This window comes from Paramagnetospirillum caucaseum (assembly GCF_000342045.1).
Classification (GTDB): Bacteria; Pseudomonadota; Alphaproteobacteria; order Rhodospirillales; family Magnetospirillaceae; genus Phaeospirillum; species Phaeospirillum caucaseum.
Genome location: NZ_AONQ01000023.1, coordinates 28,970 through 46,613 on the forward strand (window position 1 = coordinate 28,970; position 17,644 = coordinate 46,613).

The following is a 17,644-nucleotide window of genomic DNA, read 5'->3' on the forward strand; positions in this document are numbered from 1 at the left end:
GGGTATTCCTTATGGGGGGAAGGGTGCCCCCAGAAGGTCATAATTGGCCCTCAGGAACCTTGAGGCCGGTCAAGGCCGTAGAGGTAGCGCAATTCCGCCAGTGCGTCGTTCATCACATAGGGAACCGCCTGGGCGAAGATGTCGAGGATGACGATGGCGTTGACCACGGCGTCCTTGGTGAAGGCGGCGCGGATGCGGTCGGCCATGCCGTGGTTGACCTTCTCGGCGGCGGCGCTGTGCTCGCGCAGGCCGGCTACGTCCAGGCCGATCATCCCGTTGCCGCCGGCCTCCAGATAGCGGCCCAGCAGGAAGGTGGAGAAGATGCGGAACAGCGTCTCCTCCTCGCTGGCGAAGGGCAGGTGGAAGCGGGCCATGGGCCGGAAGAAGGCCAGGCGGGGGCAGCCCGAGACCGCGCCGGCCAGCCCGACCAGCGAGGCCATGCCCTGCTGCAGGGACCGGCGCGACGTGACGGTCCGCAGCGGCGAGATCACCTCCACGTCGGCCATCTGGAACGAGTCATAGCGGTCGAAGCGCCCGATGAAGCCGGACAGCACGCCGGCGAAGGGGCAGATCGCGCCCTCATCGGGGGGCAGGGGGCAATCCTTGCAGGGATGGAACGCCAGGGCCGTCCAGTGGGGAAGCGGCTGTTCTGATGGCTCGATGGTGAAGTCGGCCTGCCGCATGGTCAGGGACACCGTTTCCGTCGTGCCGCCGTCGATGGTGAAGCGGTAGGTGATGGTGGTGGCGTCGGTATCCATGGCCTGACCATTTCCGGGCTCTGTCGACCCATGATGATCCTTAACGGCCGAATTCTCCACCTTCGGATGGAGAGGCGGCATTCGCACTTTGTTAGCAGGCTGGATACGGCCTATTACCTATCTCAGGATAATCCATTCGTATCGGACTGCTATGTCTGGGGGCTGGACAAGAGGCCTGGAAAGAGAGGGGATGATGCGGATTTCCGATGTGCTGGCCGACAAGGGGCGCACGATCCATCAGATTGCGCCCAGCGTCGCCCTGCGTGAAGCGGCGGCTGTGCTGCTGGAGAAGAACATCGGAGCGCTGATCTGCGCCGATCGAGTCGGCGGCATCGTCGGCATCCTGTCCGAACGCGACGTCGCCCGGGCTTTCGCCCGGATGGGGGCCGATCTCGTCACCATGTCGGTGGGCGACGCCATGAGCCGCGACGTGGTCGCCTGCGCCGCCGGCGACAGCGTCGAGGAAATCCTCGACATCATGACCGAGACCCGCTGCCGTCACATTCCCGTGGTCAAGGACGGCGAAGTGCTGGGCCTGGTATCCATCGGCGATCTGGTCAAGGCCATGAAGCGGGGGGCCTAAGCCCCCCAATTCCCGGCCGGAAACTACTTCTTCACGGCGATCAGGTCGGCGTCGCCCTTGTCGAGCATCAGCGAGTGCTCCAGCGACACGTAGTGGAAACGCCGCGCCGTATGGCCGGCATGGATGGCGAAGCCGACATTGTAGGTCTTGCCGGCCTCGATGGCCTTGAACGGCGCCGAGGCGGCGAGCGGGCGCGACAGTGTCACCGTCCAGGTGTCGCCGGCCAGGGAGGCTTCGGCGGTGACCGGCGAGGGCTTGACCTCGGTCCGCTTGTCGAAAATGGTCCCGCCGGCCGCCTGGGCGGCGGCGCCCGGCTTCAGGCGGGCCTGCCAGTATTCCATCAGCTGGCCGGAGGCCTGCATCTTCTCCAGATCGGCGGCGGCCACCAGTTCGTCGCCGGCCCCCTGGCGGCCCGGCTTGGCGCGGGTGCGGTTCAGGTATTTGGTGCGGTCGGCGCCGCCGCCGGCCGGCATCTTGGCGGCGTCCTCGTGGCAGGTGCCCCAGCAGCCGGCCTGCGCCGCCTCGGGCAGCTTGCCGTCGTCGAGCATCAGGGTGACCTTGGTGGCGAAGTCGGGGTCCATCTTGGAATTGGGCTGGGCGCCCTCCTTGAATTCCAGGCGGACGTGCAGCTTGCCGCCCTCCTGGGCCACCTTGACCCCCGCGGTGATGGCGGCGGGCTTGGCCGGAATGACGGCGGGTTCGTTCTTGGAGCCGGACACCAGGGTGGCGCCCATGTCCTTTTCCTCGCCCAGGTGGCATTCCTTGCAGGCCTTGCCGCTCTTCACCTTGCCCGATCCGCCGTGATCGCCCGACAGCACCCATTCCAGCGACGACTGGCCGGGGTAGAACAGCACCACCTCCTTGGCCGGGACGCCGGCCCAGTCGAGGGCCAGGGCGGGGGTGGCGGCAAGAACCATCAGGACGGAAAGGGCGGTGCGTTGCATGGCGGTCTTCCTGGTCAAAGGGGAGGGGACCTAACCACAGGGTGAAGGCCGGTGACTTGACCTTGCTCAATGCAAAGCCGGTCCGGCACACGTAACCAGTGCCCGAGCGGCATGATTTCGGAGGATGGGCGCCATGAGGATCGGGTTGGGCAAGGGATTGGCCGCAGTGGTGGTGGCCGGGCTCGTCGCGCTGTCCGCCGCCGCCCAGGCCCAGCAGGCGCCGATCATGATCAAGGGCCAGCCCTACGAATACGACAAGGACAACGCCCAGGACGTCATGCGCATTTGCGCCGGTTGCCACGGCGAACTGGGCAACGGCGGCGGTGGCGGCGCCTATCCCCGTCTGGGCGGACTGAACGCCGATTATCTGGCCGAGCAGATGCGCAAGTTCAAGAGCCGCGAGCGCGAGAACATTCCCATGATCCCCTTCGCGGTGGACCGCGAACTGTCCGAGCGCGACGTGCTGGACGTCACCCGCTATCTGTCCGAGATCAAGCTGGACACCAAGCCGCCGGCCAACATGCCCGCCGACGGCTACGCCCGCCTGCAGATCATGAAGAAGGTGCTGCAGATCCCGCGCGAGCCGGGTGACGCCGAGGCTGGCAAGGCCTTCTATGCCGCCGATTGCGGCCCCTGCCACGGCAACAAGGGCCAGGGCCGTCTGAAGAAGCCGGCCCTGGCGCCGCAGTTCATCCCCTACCTCAAGACCCAGGTGGACAGCTTCCTCAGCGGCAAGCGCCAGCATGACGATATCGAGATCATGAAGGCCAGGAGTCCCGAGGAGTGGAAAAACCTCTGGGCCTTCCTGTCCAGCCTGCAGGATTGACGCGTCCGGGCTTGCGCTCGGGCCCCGGCCGGAATATCTGAATTGGTATGACTACACAGAAGACCACCGGCTATCTGGCCGGCCAGATCCTTATCGCCATGCCGCAGATGGAAGACCCGCGCTTCGCCCGCTCCGTCGTCTATCTCTGCGCCCACAACGCCGACGGGGCCATGGGCATCGTCGTCAACAAGCTGTTCGGCGGGCTGACCTTCCCGCAATTGCTGGAGCAGCTGGACATTTTCCCCACGCCGGCCTGCGAGCGGACCCGCATCCATTTCGGCGGGCCGGTGGAAAGCGGACGCGGCTTCGTGCTGCATTCCGCCGATTACCAGCACGAGAACACCATGATCGTCGAAGGCGACGTGGCGCTGACCGCCACGGTGGACGTGCTGCGCGCCATGGCCGATGGCTGCGGCCCGCGCGAAAGCCTGCTGGCGCTGGGCTATGCCGGCTGGGGCTCGGGGCAGCTGGATTCGGAAATCCGCGAGAACGCCTGGCTGACCGTGCCCGCCGATCCGGTCCTGCTGTTCGGCCGCGACCTCGAGCACAAATACGAGCGGGCCATCCACAAGCTGGGCATCGATGTCGGCCTGCTGTCCTCGGACGCCGGCCACGCCTGAAGGTGGTTCAGCCTGAACCGGACAGGGTCTACTTGAACTCCGTCCGGTTCTCCCGGATGCCGACCGGGTCCTCGTGGATGATCACGTCGAAGCCGGGGAATTCGGCCAGGAGGGCCTTTTCCACCTCGTCGGAGATGCGGTGGGCCTCGATCAGCGCCAGGTCGCCGGGCAGTTCGAGATGGAGCTGGATGAAGCCCTGGCGGCCCGAGGTGCGGGTGCGCAGGTCGTGGTGGTCCTGCACGCCGGGATGGGTGGCGACGATGGCGCGGATACGCTCGCGGTCGGCTTCCGGCATCTCCTTGTCCATCAGGGTGTCGAGCGACAGCCGGGCGATCTGCCAGGCGTTGATCATCAGCCAGCCGGCGATGCCGATGGCGAACAGCGGGTCGGCCAGCGGCCAGCCGGTCCCCGCCGCCAGCAGCAGCGAGACGATGACGCTGGCGTTGATCAAGAGGTCGCCGGTGTAGTGCAGCGAATCGGCGGAGATGGCCAGGGACCCGGTGCGCTTGGCCACCATGCGCTGAAAGCCCACCAGGGCCAGGGTGGCGAGGATGGAGAACACCATCACCGCGATGCCCCATTCGCCGTGGCTGACGGGCTGGGGATGGATCATGCGGCTGCCGGCCTCGGCCAGCAGGAAGCCGCCCGAGCCCACCACGAAGGCCGCCTGGCCCAGCCCGGCCAGGGCCTCGGCCTTGCCGTGGCCGAAGCGGTGGTCGTCGTCGGCCGGCACCAGGGCGTGGCGCACCGCCATCAGGTTGAGCGCCGAGGCCGCCAGGTCCAGGGTGGAATCGATCAGGGTGGAGAGCAGAGCCACCGAGCCGGTGGCCACCCAGGCGGCCAGCTTGACGGCGATCAGTACGGCGGCGGTGGCGGTCGAGGCGTAGGTGGCCAGCCGCATCAGCCGTTCATGGTCGCGGGGCGCGCCGCTCATGGGTAGAGGTGCTCCAACCGCCAGCCGTCCTCCCCCCGCACATAGGCGAAGCGGTCGTGCAGGCGGAACGGCCGGTCGTGCCAGAACTCGATGCGCCGGGGCGCCAGCCGGAAGCCCGACCAGTGGGGCGGGCGCGGCACCTTGCCCAGGCCGAATTTGGCGGCGAACTCGCCGACCCGCTTCTCCAGTTCGAACCGGCCGGTGAGCGGCCGCGACTGGATGGAAGCCCAGGCGCCGATCTGGCTGGCCCGCGCCCGGGTGGCGAAGTAGGAATCCGCCTCTTCGTCCGAGACCCGGGTGATGGCGCCCTCGGCACGGATCTGGCGCCGCAGGCTCTTCCAGTGGATGCACAAGGCGGCGTTGGGGTTGGCCGCCAGGTCCTGGCCCTTGCGGCTTTCCAGGTTGGTGAAGAACACGAAGCCGGCCGCGTCGGCGCCCTTCAGCAGCACCATGCGCACGCTGGGCCTTCCTTCCGCGTCGGCGGTGGCCAGGGCCATGGCGTTGGGGTCGTTGGGCTCGGCCTTCTCGGCCTCTTCCATCCACTTGTGGAACAGGACCAGGGGATCGGCTTCGGGTGTGGACATTCTTTCACCGGCGGGTGTTGACGCGTCGCCCTCAAAATGCCCAGATTCAGGGGCATATGGTAGACGTTTCGTCGCATACCCCCTTTTCAGCGAGAGCCCCATGCGCCCCCTTGCTCCCAAGATCGTTTCCGCCCTCCTCGCCCTGTCGCTGCTGGGGGCCTGCGAGAACGCCAAGGTCGGCCAGACCACCGGCGCCATCCTGGGCGGCGTCGGCGGCGGCCTGCTGGGCTCGCAGTTCGGCGGCGGTACCGGCCGGCTGTTGATGACCGCCCTGGGCGCGGCGCTGGGCGCCTATGCCGGCTCGGAACTGGGCAAGACCCTGGACAAGGCCGACAAGGAAGAGGTGATGAAGGCCGAGGAGAAGGCCGCCGACGCCCCGGTGGGGGAGACCGTCGCCTGGAGCAATCCCCAATCGGGCAAGTCCGGCACGGTGACGCCGGTGAGCGAAACCAGGGATGCCCAGGGGCGCACCTGCCGCGACTTCAAGTCGACCATCCTGGTGGACGGCAAGGAAGAGGTGGTCAACGGCACCGCCTGCAAGCAACCCGACGGTTCGTGGAGCGCGGTGAACTAATACCAAATCCCAATGAGCCGAACTCATCGGGATTTGGTCAGGCCCAAGGGGCCGCGCGGCTTCTGCCGCGGAAGGCAAGGGTTTCGGAGAAACCCGCCCGCCGCTGAGGGCGCCGCTGATCGGTTTCGATCAGCGGGATATGGTATAAGTCACGCTTCCTTAACCGGAAAGACGGCATGGTCACGGGTTGGCGGTGCCGCCCATTTTCCATTGCAGCCGGGATGACGACGCGGTGAAGGACCCTTATCTGGTGCTGGGCGTGGCCCGCACCGCTTCCGACGACGAGATCAAGAAGACCTACCGTGCCCTGGCGCGCGAGCTTCATCCCGACCTCAATCCCGGCGATTCCAAGGCTGAGTCGCGGTTCAAGGACATCTCCGCCGCCTACGACTTCCTGTCGGACCCGGCCAAGCGCGCCCAGTTCGATTCCGGCGAGATCGACGCCTCGGGCTCGCCGAAGCGCGGCGCCTGGCGTTCGCGCTCCGGCCCCCGGGCGGGAGCGGGCGACCCCCGGGCGGGCTTCGGCGGCTTCGGCGACAACGTGGACGACATCCTGGCCGAGCTGTTCCGCCGCAAGCAGAAGGGCCAGTCCCAGGCGCACGCCAAGGCCAGGACAAGGGGTGGCGATGTGCGCCATACCCTGACCGTGCCGTTCCAGGAGGCGGCGGCAGGCGGCACCAAGCGGGTGACCCTGATGTCGGGCCGCACCGTCGAGGTGCGCATTCCGCCGGGCAGTACCGATGGCCAGACGCTGCGCCTCAAGGGCCAGGGCCACGGCGCCGACGACGGCGCGCTGCCGGGCGATGCCTTCATCGAACTGAAGGTGGAGGAACACCCCTATTTCAAGCGCCGCGACCTCGACGTGCTGCTCGACCTGCCGGTGACGGTGCAAGAAGCGGTGATGGGCGGCAAGGTGCCGGTGCCGACCATCGACGGCAAGGTGATGGTGACGGTGCCGCCCGGCTCCAACACCGGCGCGGTGCTGCGCCTCAAGGGCAAGGGCATCGCCGGTCCCCACGGGACGCGCGGCGACCAGCTGGTCACCCTGTCGGTGGTGCTGCCCGACGATGCCGATTTCCGCCAGCTGGTGGAGAAATGGGGGCCGCGCCACGGCTACGACCCCCGCGCCAAGGCGGGGATCGTCTGAGAGCCGGTGCTTGAAAAGGCTTGTCATCCCGAGGCACGAGCCGAGGGATCTCCGCCTGGAATGCTGGTCCCAAGCCGGGAAAACCGGATCAGAACGAGATTCCTCCGCCCGATGGTCGTCGGAATGACGGATCAAATGAAAGATCGGGCGTTATATCCTTCTACTTCCCGGCCTCCTCCTTCTTCTTCATGTGCTTTTCCAGCAGGGCGCACTGGTCGTCCCGCCGGGCGCGGCCGGTGAACCAGACGATGTCGAAGGGCGGCGTTCCGGTGCCGAAGGCTTCGCCATAGGCGGCGGGTCTGGTCTTGCCGGCCTCCACCTCCAGGAAGGCGATGGCCAGCATGGGAATGCCGGGCACCATGGCGTGCAGGCGGGCGGGGACGCCCCGGTCGGCGCGGGCGTGGACGGCGCCGGCGATCAGCACCGCCGGCCCGGTTTCGGGCCGTGACGCCTGATCGGCCATCACCTCGGCCATGGCGGCGTCGCGGGCGCGCTGGACGCGGACCATGGGGGCCACCGCCTTTTCCGGCAGCATGTTGCAATGGCCCTCGCGGATGTCGGCGGCCAGGGTCTTCTCCTCGGCGGCGGGCAAAGGCTGGTCCAGGCCGAAGCGGCCATCCGTTTCGGCGCCCTGCTCGCCCCTGGCGATGCGCCGGGTCAGGTCCTGGGGCAGGTTGGCGGCCTTGATCTCGCCGCGCGCCGCCAGCGCCGCCTCGACGATGGGGCGGTACAGCGCCCAGTCAGGCCAGCCGCGCTTTTCCCAGTCCAGCGCCGCGCCCAGGCCGGCGGAATCGCCGACGCCCTGGTCGATGGCGGCCTGCCGGTCGGTGTCCACCATCTCCAGCGCCACCACCGGCCGGCGGCCGGCGGCGGCCAACTCCCGCACCACCCAGGCCTGCAGGGCGTGGTGGTCGGCATTGTCGTGGGTCTCGCCCAGCAGCACGATGCCGGCTCCCCGCGCCGCCTCCGCCACGTCCTCGGGGCTCAGCCATCTGGACGAGGCGGGGGCCCAGATCCTGCCGGCCAGCGGATGGCCGCCGGGCAGGGTGGGTGGCGGTGGCGGTTCGGCCCAGGCGGGCGCCGCCCAGGCCAGGGCGAGAACGGCGAATCGAACGAGCGTTCGGGTCATCTGGTCAAGGCGGAGGGGTTGCGCTATGGTCATACCAAACCCTTCTAATAGAACAGCCAATACCTTGGGAGGCATCATGAAGAGGGTCATCGTGGGGGCCGTGCTGGCCTCGTTCCTGGCGTTGCCGGCCTTGGCCGCCGACCAGTTCCTCAACATTCTCACCGGCGGCACCAGCGGCGTCTACTACCCGCTGGGCAACGCCCTGTCGTCCATCTACGGCAAGACCCTGCCCGGTGCCCGGGTCACCGTCCAGGCCACCAAGGCCTCGGTGGAGAATCTGAACCTGCTGCAGGCGGGACGGGGCGAACTGGCCTTCACCCTGGGCGATTCCCTGACCCAGGCCTGGGAGGGCGTCGAGGAGGCCGGCTACAAGACGCCGCTGAAGAAGCTGCGGACCATGGCGGCCATCTATCCCAACTACATCCAGATCGTCGCCACCGCCGATTCGGGCATCAAGACCCTGGCCGACCTCAAGGGCAAGCGGGTGTCGGTGGGAGCCCCCAAATCGGGCACCGAGCTTAACGCGCGGGCCATCTTCAAGGCGGCGGGGCTGTCCTATGCCGATATGAAGGTGCAGTACCTGCCGTTTGGGGAATCGGTGGAGCTGATGAAGAACAAGCAGCTGGACGCCACCCTGCAATCGGCCGGGCTGGGCGTTTCCTCGCTGCGCGACCTCGCCACCAACGACGACATCGTCATCGTGCCGATTCCGGTCGAGACCGTCGCCAAGACCGGCGATTCGGCCTACATCGCCTCGGCGGTGCCGGCCAACACCTATCGCGGCCAGACCGCCGACGTGCCCACCGCGGCGGTGCGCAACTTCCTGGTCACCCACGAGGGCGTGCCCGCCGATCTGGTCTACGGCATGACCAAGTCCATGTTCGCCAACATGCCCGACATGCTGGCCGCCCATTCGGCGGCGCGCGACATCGTGCCGGAGGCCGCGGCCAAATCGCCCATCCCGCTGCATCCCGGCGCGGAGAAGTACTACCGCGAGGCCGGCTTGCTGAAGTGAGGTCGCCACACTCGTCATCCTGACGACCATCGGGAGGAGGGATCTCGTTTCGACGCGCCGTGTCCCATGCGGATGCGGTGGTGCCGGCGGAGATTCCTCGCCATGCTCGGGATGACACTAGTCTGACGGTGAAGGGGGATGGCGATGAGCCAGAACAACGGAACCGGTATCGATCCCTCCGAGATCGACACCAAGGGTGAGGTGTTCGGCCACGGCATCGAGTCCAGGCCGATCTTCTGGATCGCCATCGTCTTCTCCACCTTCCAGATCGTCACGGCGGCCTATTCGCCGCTGTCGTCGCTGCCGGTGCGGTCCATCCATGTGGGTTTCCTGCTGCTGATGGTCTTCGCTCTCTACGCCACCATGGACCGGGGCAATCCGGTCAAAGCCGCCGCCACCTGGATTCTGGGAGGGGTGTCCTTCGTCCTGTCGCTCTACCATCTGGTCTACGAGGGCGATCTGGTGCAGCGCTCGGGCGATCCCTCCGCCACCGATCTGGTGGTGGGCACCATCATGGTGGCCATGGTGTTCGAGGCTGCGCGGCGCCTGATGGGGTGGGCCCTGCCGCTGCTCTGCCTGGGCTTCGTCGCCTATGTGGCGTTCGGCGAGCATCTGCCGGCGCCGCTCGGCCATCGCGGCTACGGCTTCGACCAGATCGTCAACCAGTACTTCCTGGGGACCGAGGGCATCTTCGGCATCCCCTGCTATGTCTCGTCCACCTATATCTTCCTGTTCATCCTGTTCGGCAGCTTCCTCGAACAGGCGGGGATGATCCGCCTGTTCACCGACGTGGCGCTGGGCACGGTGGGCCATTCCCAGGGTGGGCCGGCCAAGGTGGCGGTCATCTCCTCGGGCCTGATGGGCACCATCAACGGTTCGGGGGTGGCCAACGTAGTGACCACCGGCCAGTTCACCATCCCTCTGATGAAGAGATTCGGCTACCGCCCGGAATTCGCGGCGGCCGTCGAGGCCACCTCGTCCATGGGCGGGCAGATCATGCCGCCGGTGATGGGGGCGGTGGCCTTCATCATGGCCGAAACCCTGAACGTCAGCTATTTCGAGGTATGCAAGGCCGCCGCCGTGCCCGCCATCCTCTATTACCTGACCGCCTTCTGGATGGTTCACCTCGAGGCGGGCAAGCGCAAGCTGCTCGGCCTGCCCAAGGAGGATTGCCCCAGCGCCTGGGGGGCCTTCAAGCGGCAATGGTTCCTGGTGGTGCCGCTGGCGGTGCTGGTCTATCTGCTGCTGTCGGGCTACACGCCCATGTTCTCGGGCACCATCGGGCTGGCCGGAACCGCCGTGGTGATCCTGGGCAATCCGCTGTCGGCCCGCCTGCCCGGCCTGGCCTACCGCTGCCTGTTCTGGGTGCTGCTGGCCCTGGTGTCGTCGTCGTTCTTCACCTACGGCATCGATGCCGTGGTGGCGGTGCTCGCCCTGCTGGTGGCGGCCAACGCCCTGTTCAAGGGGCATCACGCCACATTGCGGCTGTGCGTCAACTCGCTGAGCGAGGGGGCCCGGTCGGCGGTGCCGGTGGGCGTCGCCTGCGCCCTGGTGGGAGTCATCATCGGCACCATGACGCTGACCGGCGTGGCGGGTACCGTCACCCAGGGTATCGTCTCCCTGGCCGGCGACAGCCTGTTCCTGACCCTGGTGCTCACCATGCTGGCCTGTCTGGTACTGGGCATGGGCATTCCCACCATTCCCAACTACATCATCACCTCGTCGCTGGTGGCGCCCATCCTGCTGAAGATGGGGGTACCGCTGATCGTCTCGCACATGTTCGTGTTCTATTTCGGCATCATGGCCGACCTGACGCCGCCGGTCGCCCTGGCCGCCTTCGCCGCCGCCACGGTGGCGCGCTGCTCGTTCATGAAGACCGGTTTCCATGCGGTGCGTATCGCCGTCGCCGGTTTCGTCGTCCCCTACATGGCGGTCTACGATCACGCGCTGATGCTGCAGACCGGCGACTGGTCCGATGCGGCCTATGTGATCGCCAAGGCGGTGCTGGCCATCTTCCTGTGGGGGGCGGCGGCCATCGGCCATCTGTTCGTGCCCCTGAGTTGGGCCGAGCGCCTGCTGGCCACCGCCTCGGCCTTTTCCCTGGTGGTGGCGCTGCCCGTCACCGACGAGGCGGGTGCGGCGGGCGCCGCCGTGTTCGTGGGCTGGCACTGGCTCCGCTCGCGCAAGGCGGCCATGGCGTGAGCGGATTGTGTGCCGTCGCGGCGGCCGGCCTGCTGCTGCTGACCCCGTCGGATCACTTCACCCTGGCCTGGACCCATTCGGTGGAGAAGGTGGAGTGGCGCGAGGACTGGCAGGCCGTCTCCGGCCGCCTGATCCTCCGCCAGGCCTCGGTCCTGGGCAGCGCCGCCGGCATGGAGCCGCCGCCCCAGGCGGTGCTGAGGGACGGACGCTGGGTCTGGAACCCGGGGATCGTGATGGAGGAGATCGTCCTGGCCCGCTCGGATTTCACCGCCGACTGGCGGCTGTGCGTCGCGGGGCGCTGCCGGGACCTGGACAAGGAAAAGGGGCAGACCCGGTTGCGGGCCTGCCCCTGAAGTTCTGTTTGCCCCTCAGTCGCCGGGCGGGTCGTCTGCGCCGACCCTTGGCTTTCGCGGCCTAAGCCGCGCGGCCCCTGGGGCCTAGCCAAGCCTCGATGAGGTTCGCTCCTCGAGGCTTGGAAAAAGGGGGCTACATCACCCCCAGCGCCTTGGGCAGCCAGATGGACAGCGGCGGCCAGTAGGTCACCACCACCAGGAAGCCCAGCATGGCCAGCAGCCACGGCCACACCGCCACGGTCAGCTCGGTGATGCCCATCTTGGTGATGCCCGACGCCACGTAGAGATTGAGGCCCACCGGGGGATGGCACATGCCGACCTCCATGTTGACCACCATCATGATGCCGAAATGCACCGGGTCGATGCCCAGCTTCATGGCCACCGGGAACAGGATGGGGGCCATGATCAGCACGATGGACGACGGCTCCATGAAGTTGCCGGCCATCAGCAGCAGGACGTTGACCACCAGCAGGAAGGCGATGACGCCCAGTTCCTTGCCGACGATCCAATCGGCGATGGCGTGGGGAATGTTCTCGTTGGCCAGCACGAAGCTGAACAGCACCGCATTGGTGATGATGTACAGCAGCATGGCCGACATGGAGGCCGAGGACAGCAGGATCTTGCCCACTCCCTTGAGCGGCATGTCCCGGTAGACGAACACCGCGATGACGAAGGCGTAGACCGCGCTCATGGCCGCCGCCTCGGTGGGGGTGAAGATGCCGGTATAGATGCCGCCGATGACGATGACGATCAGCGCCAGACCCCAGACGGCTTCGCGCAGGGTGCGCAGGCGCTCGGCCCAACTGGCGACCGGAAGACGGGGATAGTCGTTCTTCCAGGCGATGTACCAGGTGACCACGCCCAGCACGGTGGCCAGCATCAGGCCGGGAATGACGCCCGCCATGAACAGGGCGCCCACCGAGGTGTTGGTGGCCACCGCGTACATGACCATCACCAGCGACGGCGGGATCAGGATGCCCAGCGCGCCCGAAGTGGTGATGACGCCGGCGCCGAAGCGGTTGGGGAAGCCTTGGCGGACCATGGCCGGCAGGATGATGGAGCCGATGGCCACCACGGTGGCGGGGCTCGATCCCGACACGGCGGCGAACAGGGCGCAGGCCAGCACGCCGGCCAGGCCGAGGCCGCCGTGCCAGTGGCCGACCATGGCGGTGGCGAAGTTGATCATGCGCCGCGCCACGCCGCCATGGGTGAGGAAGTTGCCGGCCAGGATGAAGAACGGGATCGCCATGATCTCGAACTTCTCGATGCCGGTGAACAGCTTCAGCGCCACGGATTCGATGGGAACCTGGGTGAAGGCGAACAGGAAGGTGAGGACGGTGAGGCCCAGCGAGATGGAGATGGGCATGCCGGTCAGCATCAGCGTGATCAGCAGCCCGAAGATGATGGCGGAATTCATGGCCGCTTCTCCCCGTCGGCATCACCCTTGTCGTCGGCGACGCCCTTGGGGTGCAGGTTGTCCTTCATCTCGAACCAGTTGATGTCCTGGGCGGCCCGTTGCGGATCGGTCTTGTCTTCTTCCAGGCCTTCCACATGACCGTGGTCGTGATGGGGCAGTTCGCCGGTCTTGATGAAGCTGACGCAGACCTGCAGGAAGCGGAAGCACATCAGGGCCGAGCCCAGCGGGATGGCCGAATAGACGATCCAGGTGGGCATCTCCATGTCCGGGGTGATGGGCCCCTCGTAGAGGTCGCCGACCGGCAGGCCGAAGGCGCTGACGAAGGCGTAATGGGCGCCGTTCTCCATGACGAAGTGGCCGCCCATCACCGAGATGATGCCGGTGAAGGTGGCGCCGGCCAGCAGGCCGAACACGATGAACTTGGACCGCCATTGGGGGTTCAGGCGGTTGATCACCACGTCGACGCCCACATGGATGCCGGTGCGCACGCCGTAGGCGGCGCCGAACTTGGCCATCCAGACGAACATGATGATGCACAATTCCTGGGCCCAGGCGAAATCCAGGTGCCCGACGATGGGGTATAGCAGGGAGGTGCCTGCCGCGTAGCGTTGCATGACGGCGACGAAGATGATCAGCGTCGCCGTGCCCATGAGAAAGGCGATCAGCCATTCCTCTAGGTGATCGAGGGCTCTCAGCATGGGGCCTCCCACGAAAGCCGGATGGATGGAAAGGGTGGAGGGAATGGGACGCCCCGGCGGGCGCCCCATTCAAGTCAGGTGATCAGTTCTTGAAGCCGAACTTGGCGGCTTCCTTGTAGAAGGAGTCGATCAGGTCCTTGCCGACGCGGCCTTCCATATCCTTGTGCACGGGCAGCAGGGCCTTGCGCCAGGCGTCGATCTCGGCGGCCGAGGGGTCGTGGAAGGCGGTCTTGCCCGAGGCCTTCATGGCCTTCACGGCGTCGTCGTTCTCGGTCTGGGCGATGGCGTTGGCGAACACGGTGGATTCGCTCATGGCGCCTTCCAGGGTGGCGCGGATGTCGGCCGGCAGGCCTTCCCAGAACTTCTTGTTCACGATCACCGCATAGCCGAGATAGCCATGGTTGGTCATGGTGGCGTGCTTCTGCACTTCGTGCATCTTCTGGGTGTACATGTTGCTGGGCGGGTTCTCGGTGCCGTCGACCACGCCGGTCTGCAGCGCCTGGTAGACTTCCGAGAAGGCCATGACCTGGGGCAGGGCGCCCAGGGCGCGCATCTCGGCGTCCAGCACCTTGGAGGACTGGATGCGCATCTTGACGCCCTTGAGGTCGGCCGGCGACATCAGGGGCTTGTTGGCGCTCAGGATCTTGAAGCCGTTATCCCAGTAGGCCAGGCCGATGATGCCCTTGCCTTCCAGCTTCTTCAGCAGGCTGGCGCCCAGGGGGCCGCCGGTCACCGAGCGCAGCACGTCCTTGCTCGGGAAGATGTAGGGCAGGTCGAAGACCTCGAATTCCTTGACGCCCAGCGGGCCGAACTTGGCCAGGGAGGGCGCGAGCATCTGGACGGCGCCCAGCTGCAGGGCCTCCATCTCTTCCTTGTCCTTGTAGAGCTGGCTGTTGGGATAGACCTCGACCTTGACGCGGCCCTTGGTGCGCTCCTCGGCCAGCTTCTTGAAGTATTCGGCACCCTTGCCCTTGGGCGTGTCGGGGGCGACCACGTGGCTGAACTTGATGACGATCGGCTGGGCCTGCTGGGCCATGGCGGTGCCGCCCAGCATGCAGGCGGCGATGGCCCCCGCGATCAGGGTTCCCAACTTCATGATATTTCCTCCCAAGATGTCCGTGGTACGGACTATTCGACACCACTATAGGAATCCGGCCGCAGCTCGGCCATTGTGGTGATCCACAAGCGGAAAGGACCCATGAGCCCCCGGAAAGCCCTGCGAGACCGCCACGCCATCCAGGCCATGCCCGTGGTCGCCATGGGGTTGGTGGTCATGCTGCTGGGCGTGCTGCTGTGGCTGCTGCACCGCAACGAGGTGGAGGAGGAGAAGCGGGTCCTCATCCAGGACATCCTGTGGGTGGAGCAGAACCTGCATTTCCACCTGTCCTCGGGGGTCGAGCGGCTGGAGCAGCTGGCCGACCTGGCGGGACGCGACGGCGGCCCCCATTCCGGCGAGTTCGGCCTGCAGGGCCGCGCCCTGATCGCCACCTCGCCCGAGATCGAGCGGATCATCGTCCGCGACGCGGACGGCGCCGTCCTCCACGCGCTGCCGCCGAGCGAAGCGGGCGGGGCGGCGGGCGGCGATCCCCAATGGCCGGCCAGCCACGCGCTGGCCCGGTTGTCGGGCCGCCCGGTCTATGGGCCGCCCTTCACGGTGGAGGGCAAGGGGGCGCGCTTCGAGGTGGAGGTGCCGGTCTTCCGCGGCGGGCATTTCGCCGGGACGGTGGCGGGGGTGTTCTCGCTGGATTCCATGCTGGCCCGCCATGTGCCGTGGTGGTTCGCCCAGGCCTACCGGCTGGAGATCATCGACGCCAACGGCGCCCTGGTGGCCGCCAAGTCGCAATTATCGCCCTCGGAGCCCGGCGCCAGCTACAGCCTGCGCTTCGAGCCGCCCGGCCACGGCCTGGAACTGGTGGCCATCGCCTATCACAGCGACCCGCAATTGCTGCGCAACGTGCTGGCGGCGGCGATCTTCATCCTGTCGATCCTGTCGCTGTCGAGTCTGTGGGCGCTCCGGCGCCACGTCCGGCGGCGGCTGGCGGCCGAGCAGGCGCTCAGGACCGAGCATTCCTTCAGAAAGGCCATGGAGGATTCGCTGACCGTCGGCATGCGGGCCCGCGACCTGGAGGGACGCATCACCTACGTCAACCCGGCCTTCTGCCACATGGTGGGCTGGACCGCCGAGGAACTGGTGGGCACCGTGCCGCCCATGCTCTATTGGGTGCCCGAGGACCTGGAGCACACCTACGAGCTGCACCGGGCGGTGCTGCGCGGCGAGGCCCCGGTCGAAGGCTTCGAACTGGTGTTCCGGCGCAAGAACGGTGAGCGCTTCAACGCCCTGATCTACGAGGCGCCGCTGATCGATTCCGAGGGGCGGCACACCGGCTGGATGGCCTCGGTCCTCGATGTCACCGAGCGCAAGCGGGCCGAGGAGCTGTCGCGCCAGCATCAGGAAAAGCTGCAGCACACGGCGCGCCTGATCACCATGGGCGAGATGGCCTCGACCCTGGCCCACGAACTGAACCAGCCGCTGTCGGCCATCGCCTCCTATGCCGCCGGCTGCCTCAACCGCCTGTCGGCCGGCGACGCCAGGGCCGAGGAACTGGTGCCGCCGCTCACCAAACTGGGGGCGCAGGCCCAGCGGGCCGGCCAGATCATCCGCCGCATCCACGACTTCGTGCGCAAGAGCGAGCCGATGGTGGTGCCCTGCTTCCTCGACGAGATCATCGAAGGGGCGGTGGGCTTCCTCGAGCCCGACGCCCGCAAGCGCGGCATCCGCATCGACCTCGACCTGGCCCTGGAGCCGAAGACGGCGCGTCCCCGGGTGGAGGCCGACCACATCCTGATCGAGCAGGTGATCCTCAACCTGGTGCGCAACGCCATGGAAGCCATGGGGCAGACCCCCCGGGCCCAGCGCATCCTGTCCATCTCGCTGCAAAGCCGGGACGGCCAGGCCCGGCTCCGCGTCGCCGACCGCGGCTCGGGCATTGCCCCCGAGGTGGCGTCCAACCTGTTCAGCCCGTTCTTCACCACCAAGGAGGCGGGCATGGGAATGGGCTTGAACATCTGCCGCTCCATCGTTGAAGCTCATCGCGGCCATCTGTGGTTCGAACCGAACCCCGAGGGCGGCAGCATCTTTCTCTTCACCTTGCCGGAGATGGCCGGATGACCAAGGGCGTGGTCTATATCGTCGATGACGACGAAGCGATTCGGGATGCGTTGGGATGGCTGTTCCAGTCCCGCGGCGTCGCCGCCGAGTGTTTCGTCTCGGCCGAGGATTTCCTGGCGGCCTGGAGCCTCCGCAGTAGCGGCTGTCTGGTGCTGGACATCCGCATGGGCGGCATGACCGGGCTGGAACTGTTCGACCGCCTGTGCGAGATGGGCGCCAAGCTGCCGGTGATCTTCCTCACCGGTCACGGCGACGTGCCCATGGCGGTGTCCGCGCTGAAGAAAGGTGCCCGCGATTTCGTCGAAAAGCCGTTCAACGACAACGAACTGGTGGACAAGGTGATCGAGGCCCTGGCCTGGGAGGCCGAGCGGCAGGCCAGCGACGCCGACGCCGCCTCGCTGGCCCAGCGCCTGGAAAACCTGACGCTGCGCGAACGGCAGGTGATGGAAAAGGTGCTGGCCGGCAAGCTCAACAAGGTCATCGCCGACGATCTGGGAATCACCATGCGCACCGTCGAGGTCCACCGTGCCCATCTTTTCGAGAAGATGGGAGTGAAGACGGCGGTTGAACTGGCCCAGATTCTTTCCGCACGCCGCTGAAGCCTCTCCGGGTTTACAAGACGCCTGTCGTGGTTCATCTTCTCAGCAGGCGAAATCACGCCTTATCATTGGTGGAACTTCTTCCATGAGGA

General features: G+C 67.0%; 18 protein-coding genes. 10 read left to right on the top strand and 8 right to left on the bottom strand.

What is annotated here, in order from left to right:
- Positions 1–50: 50 nt before the first annotated feature.
- A complete protein-coding gene (locus tag H261_RS10115; protein WP_008617021.1) occupies positions 51–758 on the bottom strand; it encodes a DUF6901 family protein in 708 nt (235 codons plus the stop codon).
- A 190-nt stretch (positions 759–948) separates the two neighbouring features.
- Here H261_RS10115 and H261_RS10120 point away from each other — a divergent pair, with 190 nt between their 5' ends.
- Positions 949–1,341 (top strand): CBS domain-containing protein, encoded by a 393-nt coding sequence (locus tag H261_RS10120; RefSeq protein ID WP_008617022.1) that lies wholly within the window; start codon positions 949–951, stop codon positions 1,339–1,341.
- A gap of 23 nt (positions 1,342–1,364) precedes the next feature.
- Here H261_RS10120 and H261_RS10125 read toward each other — a convergent pair whose 3' ends face one another.
- Positions 1,365–2,285: an ethylbenzene dehydrogenase-related protein gene (locus H261_RS10125; RefSeq protein ID WP_008617023.1), complete on the bottom strand. Its 921-nt coding sequence runs from the start codon at positions 2,283–2,285 to the stop codon at positions 1,365–1,367.
- A gap of 133 nt (positions 2,286–2,418) precedes the next feature.
- Between H261_RS10125 and H261_RS10130 the strand changes: the two genes are divergently transcribed.
- Both H261_RS10130 and H261_RS10135 read left to right on the top strand, forming a co-directional pair.
- The gene (locus H261_RS10130) at positions 2,419–3,111 is read left to right on the top strand and encodes a c-type cytochrome (protein ID WP_008617024.1); all 693 of its coding nucleotides are present in this window, start codon (positions 2,419–2,421) and stop codon (positions 3,109–3,111) included.
- A 47-nt stretch (positions 3,112–3,158) separates the two neighbouring features.
- Positions 3,159–3,731: a YqgE/AlgH family protein gene (locus tag H261_RS10135; RefSeq protein ID WP_008617025.1), complete on the top strand. Its 573-nt coding sequence runs from the start codon at positions 3,159–3,161 to the stop codon at positions 3,729–3,731.
- 28 nt (positions 3,732–3,759) lie between these two features.
- Here the strand turns inward: H261_RS10135 and H261_RS10140 are convergent, their stop codons facing one another.
- Both H261_RS10140 and pdxH read right to left on the bottom strand, forming a co-directional pair.
- Positions 3,760–4,665 carry a cation diffusion facilitator family transporter gene (locus H261_RS10140; protein ID WP_008617026.1) on the bottom strand — a complete coding sequence of 302 codons (906 nt, stop codon included), beginning with the start codon at positions 4,663–4,665 and terminating at the stop codon, positions 3,760–3,762.
- Positions 4,662–5,249 carry a pyridoxamine 5'-phosphate oxidase gene (gene pdxH / locus H261_RS10145; protein WP_008617027.1) on the bottom strand — a complete coding sequence of 196 codons (588 nt, stop codon included), beginning with the start codon at positions 5,247–5,249 and terminating at the stop codon, positions 4,662–4,664. The genes H261_RS10140 and pdxH overlap by 4 nt, the downstream gene beginning before the upstream one ends.
- A gap of 100 nt (positions 5,250–5,349) precedes the next feature.
- Here pdxH and H261_RS10150 point away from each other — a divergent pair, with 100 nt between their 5' ends.
- Positions 5,350–5,823 (top strand): RT0821/Lpp0805 family surface protein, encoded by a 474-nt coding sequence (locus H261_RS10150; RefSeq protein ID WP_008617028.1) that lies wholly within the window; start codon positions 5,350–5,352, stop codon positions 5,821–5,823.
- Positions 5,824–6,055: 232 nt separating this feature from the next.
- Positions 6,056–6,970, top strand: a complete 915-nt coding sequence (locus tag H261_RS10155) for a DnaJ C-terminal domain-containing protein (RefSeq protein WP_040476184.1) — start codon at positions 6,056–6,058, stop codon at positions 6,968–6,970.
- Positions 6,971–7,130: 160 nt separating this feature from the next.
- Here H261_RS10155 and H261_RS10160 read toward each other — a convergent pair whose 3' ends face one another.
- Positions 7,131–8,099 (bottom strand): ChaN family lipoprotein, encoded by a 969-nt coding sequence (locus tag H261_RS10160; protein ID WP_008617030.1) that lies wholly within the window; start codon positions 8,097–8,099, stop codon positions 7,131–7,133.
- 76 nt (positions 8,100–8,175) lie between these two features.
- Here H261_RS10160 and H261_RS10165 point away from each other — a divergent pair, with 76 nt between their 5' ends.
- The 3 genes from H261_RS10165 (at position 8,176) to H261_RS10175 (ending at position 11,669) form a co-directional block, all read left to right on the top strand.
- Complete coding sequence (locus H261_RS10165; RefSeq protein ID WP_008617032.1) at positions 8,176–9,114, top strand: TAXI family TRAP transporter solute-binding subunit; 939 nt, start codon at positions 8,176–8,178, stop codon at positions 9,112–9,114.
- 144 nt (positions 9,115–9,258) lie between these two features.
- Positions 9,259–11,316: a TRAP transporter permease gene (locus H261_RS10170; RefSeq protein WP_008617034.1), complete on the top strand. Its 2,058-nt coding sequence runs from the start codon at positions 9,259–9,261 to the stop codon at positions 11,314–11,316.
- On the top strand, positions 11,313–11,669 hold the full coding sequence (locus tag H261_RS10175) for a DUF1850 domain-containing protein (RefSeq protein WP_040476171.1): 357 nt from the start codon (positions 11,313–11,315) through the stop codon (positions 11,667–11,669). Before H261_RS10170 ends, H261_RS10175 begins: the two co-directional genes overlap by 4 nt.
- A 133-nt stretch (positions 11,670–11,802) precedes the next feature.
- Here H261_RS10175 and H261_RS10180 read toward each other — a convergent pair whose 3' ends face one another.
- From H261_RS10180 to H261_RS10190, 3 genes are all read right to left on the bottom strand, one after another.
- Positions 11,803–13,086, bottom strand: coding sequence for a TRAP transporter large permease (locus H261_RS10180; RefSeq protein ID WP_008617038.1), 1,284 nt, complete (start codon positions 13,084–13,086; stop codon positions 11,803–11,805).
- Positions 13,083–13,784, bottom strand: a complete 702-nt coding sequence (locus H261_RS10185) for a TRAP transporter small permease (protein WP_040476172.1) — start codon at positions 13,782–13,784, stop codon at positions 13,083–13,085. Before H261_RS10185 ends, H261_RS10180 begins: the two co-directional genes overlap by 4 nt.
- A gap of 82 nt (positions 13,785–13,866) precedes the next feature.
- Positions 13,867–14,880: a TRAP transporter substrate-binding protein gene (locus H261_RS10190; RefSeq protein WP_008617042.1), complete on the bottom strand. Its 1,014-nt coding sequence runs from the start codon at positions 14,878–14,880 to the stop codon at positions 13,867–13,869.
- Between the two features lie 102 nt (positions 14,881–14,982).
- Between H261_RS10190 and H261_RS10195 the strand changes: the two genes are divergently transcribed.
- Positions 14,983–16,953: a PAS domain S-box protein gene (locus tag H261_RS10195; protein ID WP_008617055.1), complete on the top strand. Its 1,971-nt coding sequence runs from the start codon at positions 14,983–14,985 to the stop codon at positions 16,951–16,953.
- Entirely contained in the window at positions 16,950–17,552 is a 603-nt protein-coding gene (locus tag H261_RS10200) for a response regulator transcription factor (protein WP_008617057.1), read from the top strand. Before H261_RS10195 ends, H261_RS10200 begins: the two co-directional genes overlap by 4 nt.
- Positions 17,553–17,644: the final 92 nt, after the last annotated feature.